Source organism: Streptomyces sp. NPDC003635 (assembly GCF_053587635.1).
This window is the reverse complement of sequence record NZ_JBSFOK010000008.1, coordinates 187,493-202,284: the sequence shown is the minus strand read 5'-3', so window position 1 is coordinate 202,284 and position 14,792 is coordinate 187,493. Positions and strand designations below refer to the sequence as shown.

At 73.0% G+C, this 14,792-nt stretch carries 19 protein-coding genes; 7 read left to right on the top strand and 12 right to left on the bottom strand.

The annotated features are described in order from the left end of the window. Positions 1-89 precede the first annotated feature (89 nt). The 9 genes from ACWDRW_RS11075 to ACWDRW_RS11035 all read right to left on the bottom strand — a co-directional run bounded on the left by ACWDRW_RS11075 (position 90) and on the right by ACWDRW_RS11035 (position 8,018). On the bottom strand, positions 90-1,325 hold the full coding sequence (locus tag ACWDRW_RS11075; protein ID WP_451722101.1) for a cytochrome P450 family protein: 1,236 nt from the start codon (positions 1,323-1,325) through the stop codon (positions 90-92). Next, positions 1,322-2,560, bottom strand: coding sequence for a cytochrome P450 (locus ACWDRW_RS11070; RefSeq protein ID WP_451722100.1), 1,239 nt, complete (start codon positions 2,558-2,560; stop codon positions 1,322-1,324). The genes ACWDRW_RS11075 and ACWDRW_RS11070 overlap by 4 nt, the downstream gene beginning before the upstream one ends. Further along, positions 2,557-3,183 carry a GTP-binding protein gene (locus ACWDRW_RS11065; protein WP_451722099.1) on the bottom strand — a complete coding sequence of 209 codons (627 nt, stop codon included), beginning with the start codon at positions 3,181-3,183 and terminating at the stop codon, positions 2,557-2,559. The genes ACWDRW_RS11070 and ACWDRW_RS11065 overlap by 4 nt, the downstream gene beginning before the upstream one ends. Further along, the gene (locus tag ACWDRW_RS11060; protein WP_451722098.1) at positions 3,155-3,517 is read right to left on the bottom strand and encodes a DUF742 domain-containing protein; all 363 of its coding nucleotides are present in this window, start codon (positions 3,515-3,517) and stop codon (positions 3,155-3,157) included. Before ACWDRW_RS11060 ends, ACWDRW_RS11065 begins: the two co-directional genes overlap by 29 nt. Continuing rightward, on the bottom strand, positions 3,514-3,936 hold the full coding sequence (locus tag ACWDRW_RS11055; protein WP_451722096.1) for a roadblock/LC7 domain-containing protein: 423 nt from the start codon (positions 3,934-3,936) through the stop codon (positions 3,514-3,516). The genes ACWDRW_RS11060 and ACWDRW_RS11055 overlap by 4 nt, the downstream gene beginning before the upstream one ends. Next, on the bottom strand, positions 3,933-5,297 hold the full coding sequence (locus ACWDRW_RS11050) for an ATP-binding protein (protein WP_451722095.1): 1,365 nt from the start codon (positions 5,295-5,297) through the stop codon (positions 3,933-3,935). The genes ACWDRW_RS11055 and ACWDRW_RS11050 overlap by 4 nt, the downstream gene beginning before the upstream one ends. Positions 5,298-5,489: 192 nt before the next feature. Beyond that, positions 5,490-6,530, bottom strand: coding sequence for an NAD(P)-dependent alcohol dehydrogenase (locus ACWDRW_RS11045; RefSeq protein ID WP_451722094.1), 1,041 nt, complete (start codon positions 6,528-6,530; stop codon positions 5,490-5,492). Positions 6,531-6,570: 40 nt separating this feature from the next. Beyond that, entirely contained in the window at positions 6,571-7,350 is a 780-nt protein-coding gene (locus ACWDRW_RS11040; RefSeq protein ID WP_451722092.1) for an SDR family NAD(P)-dependent oxidoreductase, read from the bottom strand. Then, positions 7,347-8,018, bottom strand: a complete 672-nt coding sequence (locus ACWDRW_RS11035; RefSeq protein WP_451722090.1) for a TetR/AcrR family transcriptional regulator — start codon at positions 8,016-8,018, stop codon at positions 7,347-7,349. Before ACWDRW_RS11035 ends, ACWDRW_RS11040 begins: the two co-directional genes overlap by 4 nt. 153 nt (positions 8,019-8,171) lie before the next feature. Between ACWDRW_RS11035 and ACWDRW_RS11030 the strand changes: the two genes are divergently transcribed. From ACWDRW_RS11030 to ACWDRW_RS11000, 7 genes are all read left to right on the top strand, one after another. Continuing rightward, a complete protein-coding gene (locus ACWDRW_RS11030) occupies positions 8,172-8,408 on the top strand; it encodes a hypothetical protein (RefSeq protein WP_451722089.1) in 237 nt (78 codons plus the stop codon). A 181-nt stretch (positions 8,409-8,589) separates the two neighbouring features. Further along, entirely contained in the window at positions 8,590-9,006 is a 417-nt protein-coding gene (locus ACWDRW_RS11025) for a YciI family protein (RefSeq protein WP_451722088.1), read from the top strand. Continuing rightward, the gene (locus ACWDRW_RS11020) at positions 8,999-10,141 is read left to right on the top strand and encodes an RNA polymerase sigma factor (RefSeq protein ID WP_451722087.1); all 1,143 of its coding nucleotides are present in this window, start codon (positions 8,999-9,001) and stop codon (positions 10,139-10,141) included. Before ACWDRW_RS11025 ends, ACWDRW_RS11020 begins: the two co-directional genes overlap by 8 nt. Positions 10,142-10,220: 79 nt before the next feature. After that, positions 10,221-11,006, top strand: a complete 786-nt coding sequence (locus ACWDRW_RS11015) for an alpha/beta fold hydrolase (RefSeq protein WP_451722085.1) — start codon at positions 10,221-10,223, stop codon at positions 11,004-11,006. An 11-nt stretch (positions 11,007-11,017) separates the two neighbouring features. Further along, complete coding sequence (locus ACWDRW_RS11010; protein ID WP_451722084.1) at positions 11,018-11,530, top strand: SAM-dependent methyltransferase; 513 nt, start codon at positions 11,018-11,020, stop codon at positions 11,528-11,530. 75 nt (positions 11,531-11,605) lie between these two features. After that, complete coding sequence (locus ACWDRW_RS11005; RefSeq protein WP_451722082.1) at positions 11,606-11,956, top strand: ArsR/SmtB family transcription factor; 351 nt, start codon at positions 11,606-11,608, stop codon at positions 11,954-11,956. Continuing rightward, positions 11,949-12,596: an SRPBCC family protein gene (locus ACWDRW_RS11000; protein WP_451722080.1), complete on the top strand. Its 648-nt coding sequence runs from the start codon at positions 11,949-11,951 to the stop codon at positions 12,594-12,596. Before ACWDRW_RS11005 ends, ACWDRW_RS11000 begins: the two co-directional genes overlap by 8 nt. A gap of 102 nt (positions 12,597-12,698) precedes the next feature. Here the strand turns inward: ACWDRW_RS11000 and ACWDRW_RS10995 are convergent, their stop codons facing one another. The 3 genes from ACWDRW_RS10995 to ACWDRW_RS10985 are packed head-to-tail and all read right to left on the bottom strand — an operon-like array spanning position 12,699 to position 14,790. Next, positions 12,699-13,175 carry a molybdenum cofactor biosysynthesis protein gene (locus ACWDRW_RS10995; RefSeq protein ID WP_451722078.1) on the bottom strand — a complete coding sequence of 159 codons (477 nt, stop codon included), beginning with the start codon at positions 13,173-13,175 and terminating at the stop codon, positions 12,699-12,701. Positions 13,176-13,204: 29 nt separating this feature from the next. Next, complete coding sequence (locus ACWDRW_RS10990) at positions 13,205-14,131, bottom strand: endo alpha-1,4 polygalactosaminidase (RefSeq protein ID WP_451722076.1); 927 nt, start codon at positions 14,129-14,131, stop codon at positions 13,205-13,207. Continuing rightward, on the bottom strand, positions 14,131-14,790 hold the full coding sequence (locus tag ACWDRW_RS10985) for a spherulation-specific family 4 protein (RefSeq protein WP_451722074.1): 660 nt from the start codon (positions 14,788-14,790) through the stop codon (positions 14,131-14,133). Before ACWDRW_RS10985 ends, ACWDRW_RS10990 begins: the two co-directional genes overlap by 1 nt. Between the last annotated feature and the right edge of the window lie 2 nt (positions 14,791-14,792).

The following is a 14,792-nucleotide window of genomic DNA, read 5'->3' as shown; positions in this document are numbered from 1 at the left end:
CCAAGCCCCCCGCGGTCCGCGTAGGTTCGACGAGCCGCGGGGGCGCGACCGGAACGGGGGACCGGTCGGCCCCCGCGCCCCGAGGCGGCTCAGCCGCGCAGGACGACCGGGATCTCCCGCCAGCCGAAGGCGATGAACGACGGCACCTGCTTCAGCTCGCCCGGGTCGACCGCGAGCCGCATCCCGGGGAACCGCTCGAACAGCGCCGGCAGCGCGGTCAGCGCCTCCACCCGGGCCAGCGGGGCGCCGATGCACCGGTGCACGCCGATCCCGAACGCCATGTGGTCGTCGGCTCCGCGCCGGGCGTCGAAGGCGTCGGCGTCCGGACCGTAGTGCGCCGGATCGAGGCCCGCGGCGGCGTACGTGGTGATGATGGCGTCCCCGGCCGGGATCGTGACGCCCGCGACCTCCACGTCGGTCACCGCGAACCGCAGCGGCAGCGAGGCGATCGACGGGTGGACCCGCAGGGTCTCGTCGACCACCGCGTCCCAGCCGATCTCCCCGGACCGTACGGCCGCCAGCTGCTCGGGATCGCCGAGCAGCGCCACGACCGCGTTGCCGATGAGGTTCACCGTCGTCTCGAACCCGGCGCCGATCACCAGCAGCAGGGTGTACAGCAGCTCCTCGTCGCTGAGCCGGTCGCCGTCCTCGTCGCGCACCCGGATCAGCTCGGTCGTCAGATCGTCCCCGGGGTGCTCGGTGCGGTGGGCGATCAGCGCGGGCAGCACGGTGCCGATCTGCCGCTGCACGGACGCGGCGTGCTCGGGGGAGGGGTCCGAGGTGTCCATGATGGCCGCGATCAGCCGGGTGGTGTCGGCCACCAGCGGGTCGGGCACGCCGAAGAGTTCGCAGATGAACCGCAGCGGCAGCGGGTGGGCGAGCGCGGCCTTGATGTCGAGGACGGCGTCGTCCGACTCGGCGAGCCGGTCCAGCAGTTCCGCCGTGATGGCCTCGACCCGGGCCCGCATCGCCTCCGTGCGCCGCTGGGTGAAGCTGGGCGCCACCAGCTTGCGCAGCCGCGCGTGGTCGGGGCCGTAGGTGGAGAGCATGTTGACCACGCCGACCCAGCCCAGGATCCAGCCCCAGGAGGGGTGCTCGCCGATCTCGGGCCACAGCCGCCAGTGCTTGCGGGGGTCCTTGCTGACCCGCGGGTCGAGGATCAGTTCCTTGAGGGTGTCGTAGCCGGTGGGTGCCCAGGCGGGAATGCCGCCGGGCAGGTCGACGGGGACGATCGGGCCGAGGGCGCGCAGCCGGGCCGATTCGGCGGCGATGTCGGAGCCGAACGGGTCGAGGGCGAAGCGTTCGGTGCGGTCGGTGACGGTCACGACGGGCCTCCAGGCAGATCGGGGGAGCGGGGGCTGAACCGCACGGGAAGGGAGGTCAGCGAACGGTGGAAGGGGCCCGGCCGCCAGGTGAGGCGCTCGCGGGGCAGGACGGGTTCGAGATCGGGCAGCCACTGGGTGAGCCGCTCGATCGCCTCGGTCGCGATGAGCAGGGTGTGCTGCTTGACCGGGCACGCGTGCGGGCCCGCCGACCAGGACAGATGCGAGGCGTCCCCGGGGCGGCGGCGGCCGTCGTCGTCCTGTTCGGCGGCGTGCGCGAGGGCGCCGTAGGAGATGACGACCGGGACCGCGGCCCTGATCCACGCGCCGTGGAAGGTCACCGGCCGGCGCGCGTAGTGGATGCCGTAGTTCGCGAGTGGTGTCTCGTGGTGCAGCACCTCGACCACGGCGTCCATCACCGGGCGGGCCCCGCTGGTGAGCGTGGAGTAGTAGGAGGGGTTGCCGAGGATGCGGGACAGGGCGTTGGAGACCAGGTTCGCGGTCGGTTCGTGTCCCGCGCCGAGGGTGAGGAACACCTGCCAGGTGACCTCCTCCGGGGTGAGCCCGGCCGGATGGTCCAGCAGCCAGCTCGGCAGGTCCTCGCCGCGCCGCTCGGCCTTGGCCGCGATCAGCTCCAGCACGTAGCCGCCGAACTCCGCCTCGCCCTCGGCCGCTTCGGCGCCGCCCTCCATCATCTTGCCCAGTGCCGTGTTGAGGCGGTCGCTCGCGCTGTCGGGCAGTCCGAACAGGTCGTTGAAGACGAGCGCCATCAGCGGCCGGGCGAACCCGCCCACCAGGTCGGCCTGTCCGCGCGGTCCGATCCGCCCCACGAGCAGCCGCACCGCGCGGTGCACGCGGGCGCGCAGATCGTGCGGCTCGACCCGGTCGAAGGTGTCGATCAGGGTGGTCCGGTAGCGGACGTGCGCGGCGCCGTCGGCGAACAGGGTGTTGGGCCGCCAGCGCATCATGCCGAGCACCGGCGAGTCGTCGGCGACCGTCGCCTCCCAGGGCCGCGGATCGTGCGAGAAGGTCTCGGTGTCGCGCAGCAGGTCCAGCGCCGCCCGCCGGTCGGTGACGACGTAGGCGGGCACGCCCGGTGCCAACTCGGCCCAGCCGACCGGGCCTTGGGCGCGCAGATCGGCGTAGTAGCGGTAGGGGTCCAGCGCGAAGCCGTCCTCCCACAGCCGTACGGGCGCGGAGCGGGAGAAGGTCTGCTGGGCTGCGGGGTAGGTGGTCACCGGGTCTCCGGGGGGTGGCGGTCGATCAGGTGCTGGACCAAGGCGAGCAGTGCGTCGATCGAGGAGTTCGCGTCCCGCGCGTCGCAGGTCACCATCGGCGTGCCCGGCTCCAGGTCCAGCGCGGCGCGCAACTGCTCCTCGCTGTAGTGGCTCGGTGCGTCGGGGAAGGCGTTGAAGGCGACGGCGTACGGCAGTCCGCTCTCCTCCACCAGGCCGAGCACGTCGAAGGAGGCGTCGATGCGGCGGCTGTCGACCAGGACCAGCGCGCCGAGCGCCCCGTAGGCGATGTCGTCCCACAGCGAGCGGAACCGCTCCTGGCCGGGCGTGCCGAACAGGTAGAGCACGATTCCGTCGTTCAGGCTGATCCGCCCGAAGTCGATGGCGACCGTGGTCGTCGCCTTGTCCCGCACCCCGGCCAGGTCGTCCACCGGGGCGGACGCCTCGCTGAGCCGCTCCTCGGTGTGCAGCGGCCGGATCTCGGACACGGAGTCGATCAGCGTGGTCTTGCCCACCCCGAACGGACCCGCGACCAGGATCTTCACCAGGTCGCGGGCGCTGTCGGGCAGGTGGATGCCGCTGGTCGTGCTGGTCGTGCTAGTCGTGCTTGAGGGCGCGAAGGCCATCGGCCACTCTCTTCAGCAGGTCGGGGTCGAAGCGTTCGGCGGGCGGGATGGGGGCGCGGGCGAGGACCAGTTGCCGGTCGAGCAGGGCGCCGGCCAGGACCCGTACGGCGGAGACCGGCAGCCGCAGGTGCGCCGCCGCCTCCACCACCGTCAGGGAACCGCCGTCCAGGGCGTCCAGCAGGGCGAGTTCCGCGGCGGGCAGTCCCGCCGGGGCGGGCTCGTCGCTGGCGGAGAGCACCGAGAGCCGCTCCAGGTGGGGGCGGCTGGGCCGGGCCACGCCGCCGGTCGACAGATACGCCGGGACCAGGGGACGGCCGCCCGGGCGTGCGGTCATGCCGGCGCGCCTGAGTCGCCTCCTCGGGGCGCGGCGGCCATCGCCTTCTCACCGAGCCGGGCCACCTGCGAGTGCACCCGGTGCGCGAGCAGCTCGAGACGCACCTCGCCGTCGCCGTAGGCCGCCACACAGGTGCCGTGGTCCGTCGGCACGATCAGCACGTACCCGTGGTCCGACTCGATGACGACCTGCCGCACCTCGGCCCGCTCCCGGTCCGCGAAGGCGGCCGCGGCGGTACGGCAGGCCCCCTGCACGGTGCTGGTGATCGCGGCCACCCGCTCCGCCGAGGGCTGGGTGAGTGCGTCGGTGTAGCCGGTGACGAGCCCGTCCCGGGTGAGCAGCACGGCGGCCACCACGTGCGGCACCTGCAGGATCGGTTCCAGAACCCACGCCGTGTCTCCTGCTTCGCGGCCGGTCATCGGGCCGTTCCCCCTTCGTGGTCTTCGTCGTCGGTGTTCTCACCGGCGGTGGCACGGGCCGCGGCGGTGGCGGCCTGGAGCGCGCCGAGCGCGGCGGCGGCCTCCTCCGGACGCCGTGCGGGCGGACGCTGTTCGGGTACTGCCGGGTCGGCGGCGGCCGCGCGGGTACGGCGCCGGCGCTGCGGCAGCCCGTCGGCGTGCCCGGAGGCGGGCGCGGCGTCGTCCGGCTCGGGGACGTAGTCGTGCCCGGTGCCGGCCGCCCGGGCGGGCGGGTCCTCGGTGGTCGCCCGGCGGGTCGGGCGCGGGGCGCTGGCGGCCGGCGGCTGCTCCGCGGGGTCGATCCGGGTCAGCAGATGGCTGTCGACGCGCAGGACCGCCCGGACACCGCCGTAGGGCGAGGGCGAGGACAGGTCCACGGTCAGGTCGAACTGCCGGGTCAGCTGCCCGATCGCGGCGAGTCCCATACGCGGCGGGTCGCCGAGGTCGGTGAGGAGGATCGGCTCGGAACCGGCCACCATCCGCTGGGCGCGCTCGCGTTCGTCCTGCGTCATACCGAGGCCCGCGTCGTCGACGGTGACGCAGACGCCGTGGTGGACGTGCTCGAGGTTGACCACGACGTCCATGTCGGGGGCGGAGTGCCGCAGCGCGTTGTCCAGCAGCTCGGCGACGATGATCGCGACCGGCTCGACGGCGTGCGAGACCAGGGCGGTACCCGGCCGGCAGTGGTTGTGCACCCGGACCCGGTGATACCCGGCGAGCCGGGCCTGGCCGCCGGTCACCGCGTCGACGAGGTGGGACTCCTCACGGGCGAGACCCACCCAGGCCCCGCACACCACCGCGGCGACCTGGGCGCGCCGCAGCGACTGCTCGTTCTCGTGGTCGAGTTCGAACAGGGTCTGCGTCAACTCGGGGTCGTCGTAGCGCTGCTGGAGGCCACGCAGGGCGTCCTGGAGCCGGTAGAGCGCGGCCTGGATCTCCCGGGTGGCGCCGCGCATCCCGGCTTGGGCGGCGGCGTCGACCCGCAGGTGCTGCGCGGTGAGTTCGACGCGCAGCTGGTCGAGGACGTTCTCCATCGCGACGCCGAGCGAGGATCCGGCGGCCCGGAGCTGGAGCGGGCCGGGCACCGCGACATGCGGGTGTGCGAGGCGGCGGGCGGCGGCGGGGACGCGCTTGGCGGCCAGATGCTCGACCTCGGCGGCGAACGTCTGCACCACGCCGTCGAGATGGGCGCGCAGCGCGGCGATCTCGTCTCGCTGCGCGGCCCGTTGCCGTCGCGACCGGAGCAGCCCGCCGCCGAGGGCGAGCGCGGACAGTGTGCCGGCGGCGAGGCCGCCGACGGCCAGGTCCGGTAATTCGATCATCGAATCGGTATCCAGAGAAGTGGGCAGGGGTGAGTGCGAGATCCCCTCACGAGGCGCTCGCAGCACAGTACACACCGTCATCGACCGTGCTCGCACGGTCCGGGGGTACTTCGCTCCGAATCTGCCCGCTCTCTGTTCACTTCTGCGTCAACTGTCTGAATTTCCGTACGGTCAAGGTGAGTTGACCGGAAGTCAGCCGTTCGGGAGGATCACCGCACGCCCGCTGATCTTCCCCGCGTGCAGTCGCTCGTAGGCGAGCGGGGCCTCGTCCAGCGAGAACGTCTGGGTGTGCACCGACACCGCCCCGGATCGGGCCAGCGCCAGCACCTCCACCAGCTCGCCGCGGCTGCCCCAGTACGGCGCGCTCACCGACACCTCGAACGGCAGCTGCCCGAACCCGACCGGCAGCGCCTCGCCGCCGATGCCGACGATGGTGACGTCGCCCTCGACGGCCGCGACGGCGCCCGCGGTGGTGACCGTCGGCTGCGCTCCGACGAAGTCGAACACCGCCTCGGCGCCGACCCCGCCGGTCAGCTCCCGCACCGCAGCCGCCGCCCGTTCGTCGGAGAGCACCGCCTCATGGGCGCCGACCTCCCGCGCGAGGCGCAGCTTGTCCGCGCTGACGTCCAGGGCGATCACGCGGGCCGGAGTGAGCGCGCGCAGCAGCTGGATCGCCACATGGCCGAGCCCGCCGGTGCCGATGACGACCGCGGTCGACCCCGGCACCAGTTTGGGCAGCGACCGCTTGATCGCGTGATAGGGCGTCAGGCCCGCGTCGGTGAGCGGGACCGCCGCCACCGGATCGAGACCGTCCAGGGGCACCAGATGCCGCGGATCGTCGACGAGCAGGTACTCGGCCATCGACCCCGGCGCACCGAGTCCGGGCGGGAGGATGCCCAGCTCCTGTGCGCGCAGGCAGTAGTTCTCCTTGCCCTCAACGCACTTGGCGCAGGTGCCGCAGCCCCAGGGCCCGTACACCGCCACCGACTCGCCCTCGCGCACGCCGGTCACCCCGGCGCCCACCGCGGCGACGGTGCCGACGCCTTCGTGGCCGAGGGTGAGCGGAAGCGCGTACGGGAAGTTCTCGGCGGGCCAGCTCATCACGGCGATGTCGGAGTGGCACACACCGGCGGCGGTGACCTTCAACAGGACCTGGCCGGGGCCGGGTTCGGGATCGGGGACGGTCACCACCTCGGGCGGGGCGCCGATGGTGCGGTACTGCAGTGCCTTCAAGGCCGGACTCCTTCGTCCGATGGGTTCGTGCGGGGGGTGGTCAGACGGCGGTGTAGGCGCCGTCCACGAGGTGGTAGCTGCCGTGGACGAAGGAGGCGCGCGCCGACAGCAGGAAGGCGATCAGCTCGGCGACCTCCTCGGGGCGGCCGAGGCGGCCGGCGGGGTGCAGGGCGACGAGGCCGGCGTAGGCGTCCTGGTCCATGGTCTTCAGCAGCGGGGTGTCGATGAAGCCGGGGCCCACGGCGTTGACGCGGATGCCCTTGGCGGCGTACTCGGCGGCGGTGGACTTGGTCAGGCCGACCACGCCGTGCTTGGCGGCGACGTACGCGGGGGAGCCGGCGAAGGCGACCGAGCCGAGGATCGAGGCGACGTTGACGATCGCGCCGCCCCTGCCGCCGGCCTCGATGGCGGGCAGCTCGTGGCGCAGCGAGTAGAAGACGCCGTCGAGGTTGGTGCGCACCACGCGGTCGTAGGCGGCGATGTCGTACTCGCCCGTCGGGGCGCTCGGGCCGCCGATCCCGGCGTTGTTCACGGCCAGGTCCAGGCCGCCGAAGGTGTCCACGGCGAACCGCACGGCCGCCTCGACGGACTCCGGGCGCGTGACGTCCAGTTCCACGGCCGCGGCCGTGATCCCTTCGGCGGCCAGTTCGGCGGCGGCCTTCTCGGCGCCCTCGATGTCGAAGTCGGCGATGACGACCCGCGCGCCGCCGGCCCCGAGTCGGCGGGCGGTGGCCAGGCCGATACCGGAGGCGGCGCCGGTGACCAGGGCGGTCTGTCCGGCGAATTCGGTGGAGGAGTCGGTGAGGCGGGGAGTGCTCATGATGCTGTGGGCCTTTCGGTGGTGCTGTGCGAGACCGCGGCGGCGGCCTGCGAGGTGAGGGCGTCGTAGGCCTGCTCCACCAGGGCGGCGAGGTCCGCGGCTCCCGATTCCGGGTCGTCGCCGCGCCGCGCCCAGTTGCGCAGGGCGGCGGTGAGAACGCCGGCGGCGGCGTCGACCACGACGGCCGGGCGCACGTCCCGGACGTCGTCGGTGCCGAGCCGGTCGGCGATGATCCGGATCGACTCCTCCTGGGCGTCGACCCGGATGCGTTCGTAGGCGGCGAACAGAGCGGGCTCGCGGTCCACCAGGGCCAGCAGCTCACGCATCCGCGGGCGCAGATGCCAGGCAGGGTTCTGCTGGTCGGCGAGCCAGGCGCGCACCGCGAGCCGGTAGGCCAGCAGGGGCGGTTCGGCGGCCGGGCGGGTGCGCAGCAGGGCGTTGATCCGGTCGCCGTCACCCCGGACGAAGTCCAGGGCCGCGTCCTCCTTGCCGGTGAAATGGCGGCTGAAGGTGCGGCGCGTGACGTCCGCGCGCTCGGCGATCTCCTCCACCGTCGTCCCGGCCAGGCCGCGCTCCAGGATCAGGTCCAAGGCGGCCGTGGCCAGCGCGTCGCGGGTCTGTCTGGCCTTGCGCTGCCTGCGGTCCTCGGGGGGCTCCGTTGCCTTCATGCTTTCACGGTACACCCATCATGTCCCAATGGGACACGAGTCCCGGCGGGACATGGCTGGATCGGTGCTGACTGGCCACCACCACGCCGGGTACTCGGCCCGCATCCAAAGAGTGGGCCGGGAGATCCGGCCCGACCGAGGAAGGAGGCCCGAATGGCCAGCAGTGCCGAGGCCGGCGGCGTGACCGGTACGGCGGACAAGGACTACAACCTGATCTGGTACGTCGAAGCGTGCCTCAACAACGCGCTGCGCCTGGAGACGTACATCCAGGACGCGGAGCGCGAGAAGGACAGCGAGGTCGCTGACCTGTTCCGCAAGGCCCAGGCGGACAGCCGCAAGGGCGCGGAACTGGGAAAGGAACTGCTGCGCAGCCGCCTCAGCGGCGGCTGACCACACCCGCCCCGCGGACCTGCCCGGACATCGCGCGGCACGCGGTGTCCGGGCCCGTGTCCGTGCCCCGCCGGGATTCCCGGAAAAAATCTCCCCCGGCGATGTCGAGAACCCGTGATCCGCTCCGTCCCCGGGGTGAACGCGACCACAATGGGTCGCACCAGCACCCAGGAGACACACCATGGCCAAGTACTTGCTGCTGAAGCACTACCGCGGCGCCCCGGCCCCCGCCAACGACATCCCCATGGAGCGGTGGACGCCCGAGGAGATCTCGGCGCACGTCCAGTACATGCGGGACTTCGCGCAGCGCCTGGAGAAGACGGGTGAGTTCGTCGACGGCCAGGCCCTCGCCCCCGAGGGAACCTGGGTCCGCTACGACGGCGAGGGGCGCCCCCCGGTCACCGACGGCCCGTTCGCCGAGACCAAGGACCTCATCGCCGGCTGGATGGTGATCGACGTCGACAGCTACGACCGCGCCGTCGAGCTGGCGGGCGAACTGTCCGCCGCCCCCGGCGCGGGCGGCAAGCCGATCCACGAGTGGCTCGAGCTGCGCCCCTTCCTCGCCGCGCCGCCCACCACCGCGGACTGCCATGGATGAGGCCCTCCTCAGGAGCCTCACCCCGAGCGTGCTCACGATCCTCGTCCGCCGCGGAGCAGACTTCGCGGCGGCCGAGGACGCCGTGCAGGAGGCGCTGGTGGAGGCGGTCCGCGTCTGGCCCGACGACCCGCCCCGGGACCCGAAGGGCTGGCTGGTCACCGTCGCCTGGCGCAAGTTCCTCGACGCGACCCGGGCCGACACCGCCCGCCGCCGCCGTGAGGACCGCTTCGACGAGGAACCCGCGCCCGGTCCCGCGCCCGCGGCCGACGACACCCTCCAGCTGTACTTCCTGTGCGCCCATCCCTCGCTGACCCCGTCCTCCGCGGTCGCGCTCACCCTGCGCGCCGTCGGTGGCCTGACCACCCGCCAGATCGCCCAGGCCTACCTGGTCCCCGAGGCGACCATGGCGCAGCGCATCAGCCGGGCCAAGCGCACCGTCTCCGGCGTCCGGTTCGACCGGCCCGGCGACGTCGCCACCGTGCTGCGCGTGCTCTACCTGGTCTTCAACGAGGGCTACTCCGGCCACGTCGACCTCGCCGCCGAGGCCATCCGGCTCACCCGGCAGCTCGCGGCCGCCATCGTCCACCCCGAGGTGTCCGGGCTGCTCGCCCTGATGCTGCTCCACCACGCGCGCCGCGCCGCCCGCACCGCGCCCGACGGCAGCCTGGTCCCGCTCGCCGAGCAGGACCGCGGCCGCTGGGACACCCAGCTGATCGCGGAGGGAGTCGAGATCCTCCAGGCGGCTCTCGCCCGCGACCGGCTGGGCGAGTTCCAGGCCCAGGCGGCGATCGCCGCCCTGCACGCCGACGCGCCCAGGGCCGAGGAGACCGACTGGGTGCAGATCGTGGAGTGGTACGACGAGCTGGCCCGGCTGACCGACAGCCCGGTCGTCCGCCTCAACCGAGCCGTGGCCGTGGGCGAGGCCGACGGCCCGCGCGCCGGACTGGCCGAACTCGCGGCCCTGGACGACTCCCTGCCTCGCTACACCGCGGTGGCCGCCTACCTCCACGAACGCGACGGCGACCTGGCGACGGCGGCACGGCTGTACGCCGAGGCGGCCCACAAGGCGTCCAACCTCGCCGAGGTCGACCACCTGACCCGGCAGGCGGCCAGGCTCAACACCCAGCGACGTTGAGGGCCGCGGACCAGTGACGCCGGGGCCGGTGACCGGTTACCGTACCGGCCAGTAACCGGACTGCACGCAGGAGGCCTCCATGCCGCAACTCGAAGTCGAGGGCGCAGCGCTGACGTACGACGACCAGGGCCCCCGCGACAGCGCCGAGGCACCGCTGGTGTTCATCCACGGCTGGACGGCGAACCGGCACCGCTGGGACCACCAGATGTCCCACTTCGCCGAGCGGCGCCGGGTGGTCCGGCTCGACCTGCGCGGACACGGCGAGAGTGGCGGGGCGGGCGTCCGCACGATCGAGGAGCTGGCCGCGGACGTCCTCGCGCTCCTGGACCACCTGGAGATCGACCGGTGCGTCCTGGTCGGCCACTCCATGGGCGGCATGATCGCCCAGACCGTCACCCTCGCCCACCCCGACCGCGTCGAGCGGCTGGTGCTGGTGAACTCCATCGGCCGGATGACGTACAGCCGCGCCCGTGGCCTGCTGATGGCCGCCTCGACGCTGGCGCCTTACAAGCTCTTCGTGGCCGCGAACATCCAGCGCGCGTTCGCCCCCGGCCACCCCAAGGAGCAGGTCCGCGAGTACATCCGCGCCTCCGCGGGCACCCCGCGCGAGGTCGTGATGACGCTGTACGGCGCCATGCGCGCGTTCGACGTCCTCGATCGTCTGGGCGAGATCCGCACCCCCACCCTGATCGTGCACGGCTACCACGACATCCAGCTGCCGGTCACCCAGATGCTGCGGATGGCGAAGGCGTACCCCGACGCCGTGGTGCGCATCATCGACGCAGGCCATGAACTCCCCGTGGAGCGGCCGAGGGAACTCACCACGGCGATCGACTCCTTCGTGACGGCGCCGACGCCCGTCTGAAAGGCAGGCCCATGGCGGTCCCCGCACGCATCGCTCAGGCGGTGGCCATGCTCGACGTGCGCCCGGCCGACCGCCTCCTGGAGATCGGCTGCGGCGGCGGAGTCGCCGTCCAGCTGGTCTGCCCGCTGCTGGGAACGGGCACGATCGTGGCCGTCGACCGCTCGGCGAAGGCCGTGGAACGGGCCGTCGGACGCAATACCGGCGCGATCGAGGCCGGACGGGCCGAATGCGCCCAGGCCTCCTTCACCCGACCTGAGCTGTCGGCCGCCGGCCTCTCCGGCCGGCGCTTCGACAAGATCTTCGCCATCAACGTCAACCTCTTCTGGACGGGCCCGGCCCGCGCCGAACTGGCCCTCGCGCTCTCGCTGCTGGCTCCCGGCGGTGCCCTCTACGCGTTCTACGCACCTCCCGGCAGGCGCGAGGAGGAGGTCGCCGCGAAGGTGTCGGCCGGTTTCGAGGCGGCCGGATTCACCCCCGAGGTGATCCGGTCGGCGCCGGTCGTGGGCATCGTGGGCCGCCGCTGACGTCGAGGGCCACGTCGCCGCGGCGTTCTATTTAAGAGTTGCCTTATATAAGTCCCAGCTGGCATAGTCGGTCGTGTGCACGCCTTCGATGTTCTGGGGGATCCGGTCAGGCGCCGGATATTGGAGCTGCTCGCCACGGGCGAGCAGGCATCGGGCGAGATCAGCGCCGCCATCCAGGAGGAGTTCGGGATCTCGCAGCCGGCCGTGTCCCAGCACCTGAGAGTGCTGCGGGAGAACGGCTTCGCGTCCGTGCGCGCGGAGGGCACCCGGCGGCTGTACGCCGTCGACGCCGCCCCGCTGCGCCAGGTCGACGACTGGCTGGAACGGTTCCGGGGCTTCTGGGAACAGCGGCTCGACGCGCTCGGGACGGAACTGGCGCGCGGCAAACGCGCGCGCAGACTCAATGAAGGGAGCAGGGATGACTGACATCGTCGACGAGATCAACCGGCTGCACCGCGAGGTCGGCAGTAGGCGGGTGGAGGCGGGAGACGCCCGGACCGTACTGCTGCGCCGGTCCTACGACGCCGACGTCGCCGACGTGTGGGACGCGGTGACCTCCCCGGAGCGCATCGCCCGCTGGTTCCTGCCGGTGAGCGGGGAGTTCAAGGTCGGCGGCCGCTACCAGCTGCAGGGGCAGGCCGGAGGGGAGATCCTCCAGTGCGACGAGCCGAACCTGCTGCGCGTGAGCTGGCTGTTCGGCCCCGACCCCGGCTTCAGTGAGGTCGTCCTGCGCCTCACCCCGGACGGCGAGGAGCGCACGGTCCTCGAACTGGAGCATGTGGCGGTCGTCCCGGAGGAGTTCTGGGGCCAGTACGGGCCCGGGGCCACCGGCGTCGGCTGGGACATGGTCCTCCTCGGACTCGGCATGCATCTCTCGGGCGGCGGATTCAGCAGCCCCGAGAAGGCGCAGGAGTGGGCGCTGTCCGACGAGGGCAAGGCGGCCCACACCCGGTCGGGCGAGCTGTGGGGCGCGGCGTACACCGCCTCGGGCGCGGACCCGGACGTCGTCGCGTCCACCACGGCGGCGACCATCGCCTTCTACACGGGCGCCGAATCCCCTTCCTGACTCGTCGTCCCGCGCAGAAGGTCTCCGCAACCCGGAACGGCCCGCCCACCTGGGAGCGCGGCGCCGGTGCCGGGTTCCTGCGCCGCGTTCTGTCGACCCGCGTCACCGCACCTGAAACGTCGCCGGTCCGACGGCGAGCACCCCGTCCGACAGCGGGGTGCATCGCACACCGCCCTTCCCGCGCAGCGCGCGCTGGGCACCTGGCCCGATGGTCGCGTCCATCCAGGCGCAGGGCCGGGCCGGGCGGTTCACCGCGAAGGTCACCGGCCCCTCACCGCAGTCCAGGCTGACGACCGAGCCGACGAGGGAGTCGACGTCGACGCCCCGCAGCAGGACATTGCGGCGAGTGCTGCGCAGATCGGCCGAAGGGTCCGGCAGGTTCTCGGCGCTCATCAGCGTCACCGACGCATCCCGGTGCGCCCGTTGCCCGAAGTACCGGTCTCCGACCAGACCGAGCCCCGCGCGCACCTCGGCCCGCTCCACGAGCTCCCCCTCCCGCTCTGCCGGCAGCCCGTCGGCGGGCCGCCCGGCCAGCCGGTGCTCGGGGGAGACCAGCAACTGCACCACGTCTATCCGCATGCCCTCACCCTACGGACGACCCCCCCAGGTCAACACGGCGCCCGCCACACCCCCAGCTCCGGCTTCTTCCGCATCGACGACAGCTTCAGGCGCCGGGAGTCGGCGCAGAAGGCGTCCGGCGGTACGGCGTACTCCACGTGGAAGACGGCCTTGCCCGCCGCGATGAACGGCCTCAGCTCCTCGCACTCGTCGTACTGCGCGCACTCCTCGTTGACGGCGAAGTCGAAGTGGCGCACCAGCTCCGGGATCTGGGGCAGGTCGTTCTTGAGCCCCACGGACAGGCCTCGTCGATGGGCGATGTCGGCGATCATGCGGTTGTAGCGGAGCTGGTGGCGCGCGGTGAGCGGGAAGCCGGTGTCGTTGCCGTACCCCTCCATCAGGTCGGGCTCGACGGCGTCGAAGCCCTTGTCGCGGCACATGTCGAAGCGGCGTTCCATGATCGGCCGGAGGACGGACAGCCGGCGGATGTCCAGCCAGCGCTCGCCCTGCCAGCCGTTGGGCCGGCCCAGGACCGAGGCGGGGAAGGCATCCTTGTCGGGGCGGAAGTCCTCCCAGGCGCCGACGTTGACGTAGCAGATCACCCTGCGTCCGTCGCGGTGCAACCGGGCCACGTCCGCCCTGGAGTTCTCGAAGCCGTCGATGTCGTAGACCGGCACGTCCACCGACGGTTCGACGCGGCCGTCGAGCTGCCACTGCCAGGCGAGACCGGGCCGCGGCTTCCAGCGGGCGGAGGCGGTGGAGCCGGCGGAGGCGGTCGGGCTCGCGGAGGCGGTCGGGCTCGGGGTGGTGGCGGACGGCGACGGGCCCTCGGAGACGGTGGGGCTCGCGGAGGCGGTGGGGCCCGCGGACGCGGCGGGCGGGACCTTCGTGCCGTCGCCGCCCGGTGCGGCGCCGTCCGTGCCGGAGCAGCCGGTGAGCAGCCCCAGCGCGAGGAGCGCCGTGAACAGCCTTCGCATCACTCGACCCCTGTCAGCGCGGGCGTCAGTCCCGCCCAGGGATTGGGCTGTTCCCCCGTGACCGGCCCCGAGACCGCGGCGCCCCGGTCGCGCGCGGTCCGCACGGCCAGGGGGACGAGCGCCTCCGGCACCCCGTACACCAGATGGCAGAACCGTTCGGCCGGGTGCCGCGCGGTCCAGGCCGGGCGGCTGAAGGCCGAGACGTACGTCGACCAGTGGCCCTCGAAGGTGACCGTCAGATCGGCGAGCCGGGTGTAGCCGGGCGCCGGGTGGACGCCCGGATTGAGCACCACGGTGCCGGCGCCGGTCCGGCGCAGGGAGCGGACCAGCTTCCGGCACCCGGCGAGCCCGGCCCGGTCCGCCGGTACCCGGTCCAGGAAGCACCCGTCGGCCGCGTACCACTCCTGGTGCCGGCGCACGTCCTCGACGACCTCCGCCGGATCCCGGCGCCCGTACGCCGTGTCCGCGTACCCGAGCAGCCGCGCCCCGGCCGTGCGCAGCGCCCCGGCCGCCGCGGTGAACGCCGGGTCGGCTTCCCGGCCGGGTCCGCTCGCCGGGTTGAGGATCACCCCGTAGGTGCGGGCGGCGCCCGAGATCAGCCGGTGCCAGGCGCCGGGATCCTCGGCGGGATGGACATACAGCGGAATCAGCAGGCTCACGG

Excerpts from the sequence above, each read along its gene's own strand:
- ACWDRW_RS11065 (WP_451722099.1), bottom strand. The coding sequence starts at position 3,183 with ATGGCCTTCGCGCCCTCAAGCACGACTAGCACGACCAGCACGACCAGC.
- ACWDRW_RS11060 (WP_451722098.1), bottom strand. The coding sequence starts at position 3,517 with ATGACCGCACGCCCGGGCGGCCGTCCCCTGGTCCCGGCGTATCTGTCG.
- ACWDRW_RS11055 (WP_451722096.1), bottom strand. The coding sequence starts at position 3,936 with ATGACCGGCCGCGAAGCAGGAGACACGGCGTGGGTTCTGGAACCGATC.
- ACWDRW_RS11050 (WP_451722095.1), bottom strand. The coding sequence starts at position 5,297 with ATGATCGAATTACCGGACCTGGCCGTCGGCGGCCTCGCCGCCGGCACA.
- ACWDRW_RS11040 (WP_451722092.1), bottom strand. The coding sequence starts at position 7,350 with ATGAGCACTCCCCGCCTCACCGACTCCTCCACCGAATTCGCCGGACAG.
- ACWDRW_RS11035 (WP_451722090.1), bottom strand. The coding sequence starts at position 8,018 with ATGAAGGCAACGGAGCCCCCCGAGGACCGCAGGCAGCGCAAGGCCAGA.
- ACWDRW_RS11030 (WP_451722089.1), top strand. The coding sequence starts at position 8,172 with ATGGCCAGCAGTGCCGAGGCCGGCGGCGTGACCGGTACGGCGGACAAG.
- ACWDRW_RS11025 (WP_451722088.1), top strand. The coding sequence starts at position 8,590 with ATGGCCAAGTACTTGCTGCTGAAGCACTACCGCGGCGCCCCGGCCCCC.
- ACWDRW_RS11020 (WP_451722087.1), top strand. The coding sequence starts at position 8,999 with ATGGATGAGGCCCTCCTCAGGAGCCTCACCCCGAGCGTGCTCACGATC.
- ACWDRW_RS11015 (WP_451722085.1), top strand. The coding sequence starts at position 10,221 with ATGCCGCAACTCGAAGTCGAGGGCGCAGCGCTGACGTACGACGACCAG.
- ACWDRW_RS11010 (WP_451722084.1), top strand. The coding sequence starts at position 11,018 with ATGGCGGTCCCCGCACGCATCGCTCAGGCGGTGGCCATGCTCGACGTG.
- ACWDRW_RS11000 (WP_451722080.1), top strand. The coding sequence starts at position 11,949 with ATGACTGACATCGTCGACGAGATCAACCGGCTGCACCGCGAGGTCGGC.
- ACWDRW_RS10995 (WP_451722078.1), bottom strand. The coding sequence starts at position 13,175 with ATGCGGATAGACGTGGTGCAGTTGCTGGTCTCCCCCGAGCACCGGCTG.
- ACWDRW_RS10990 (WP_451722076.1), bottom strand. The coding sequence starts at position 14,131 with ATGCGAAGGCTGTTCACGGCGCTCCTCGCGCTGGGGCTGCTCACCGGC.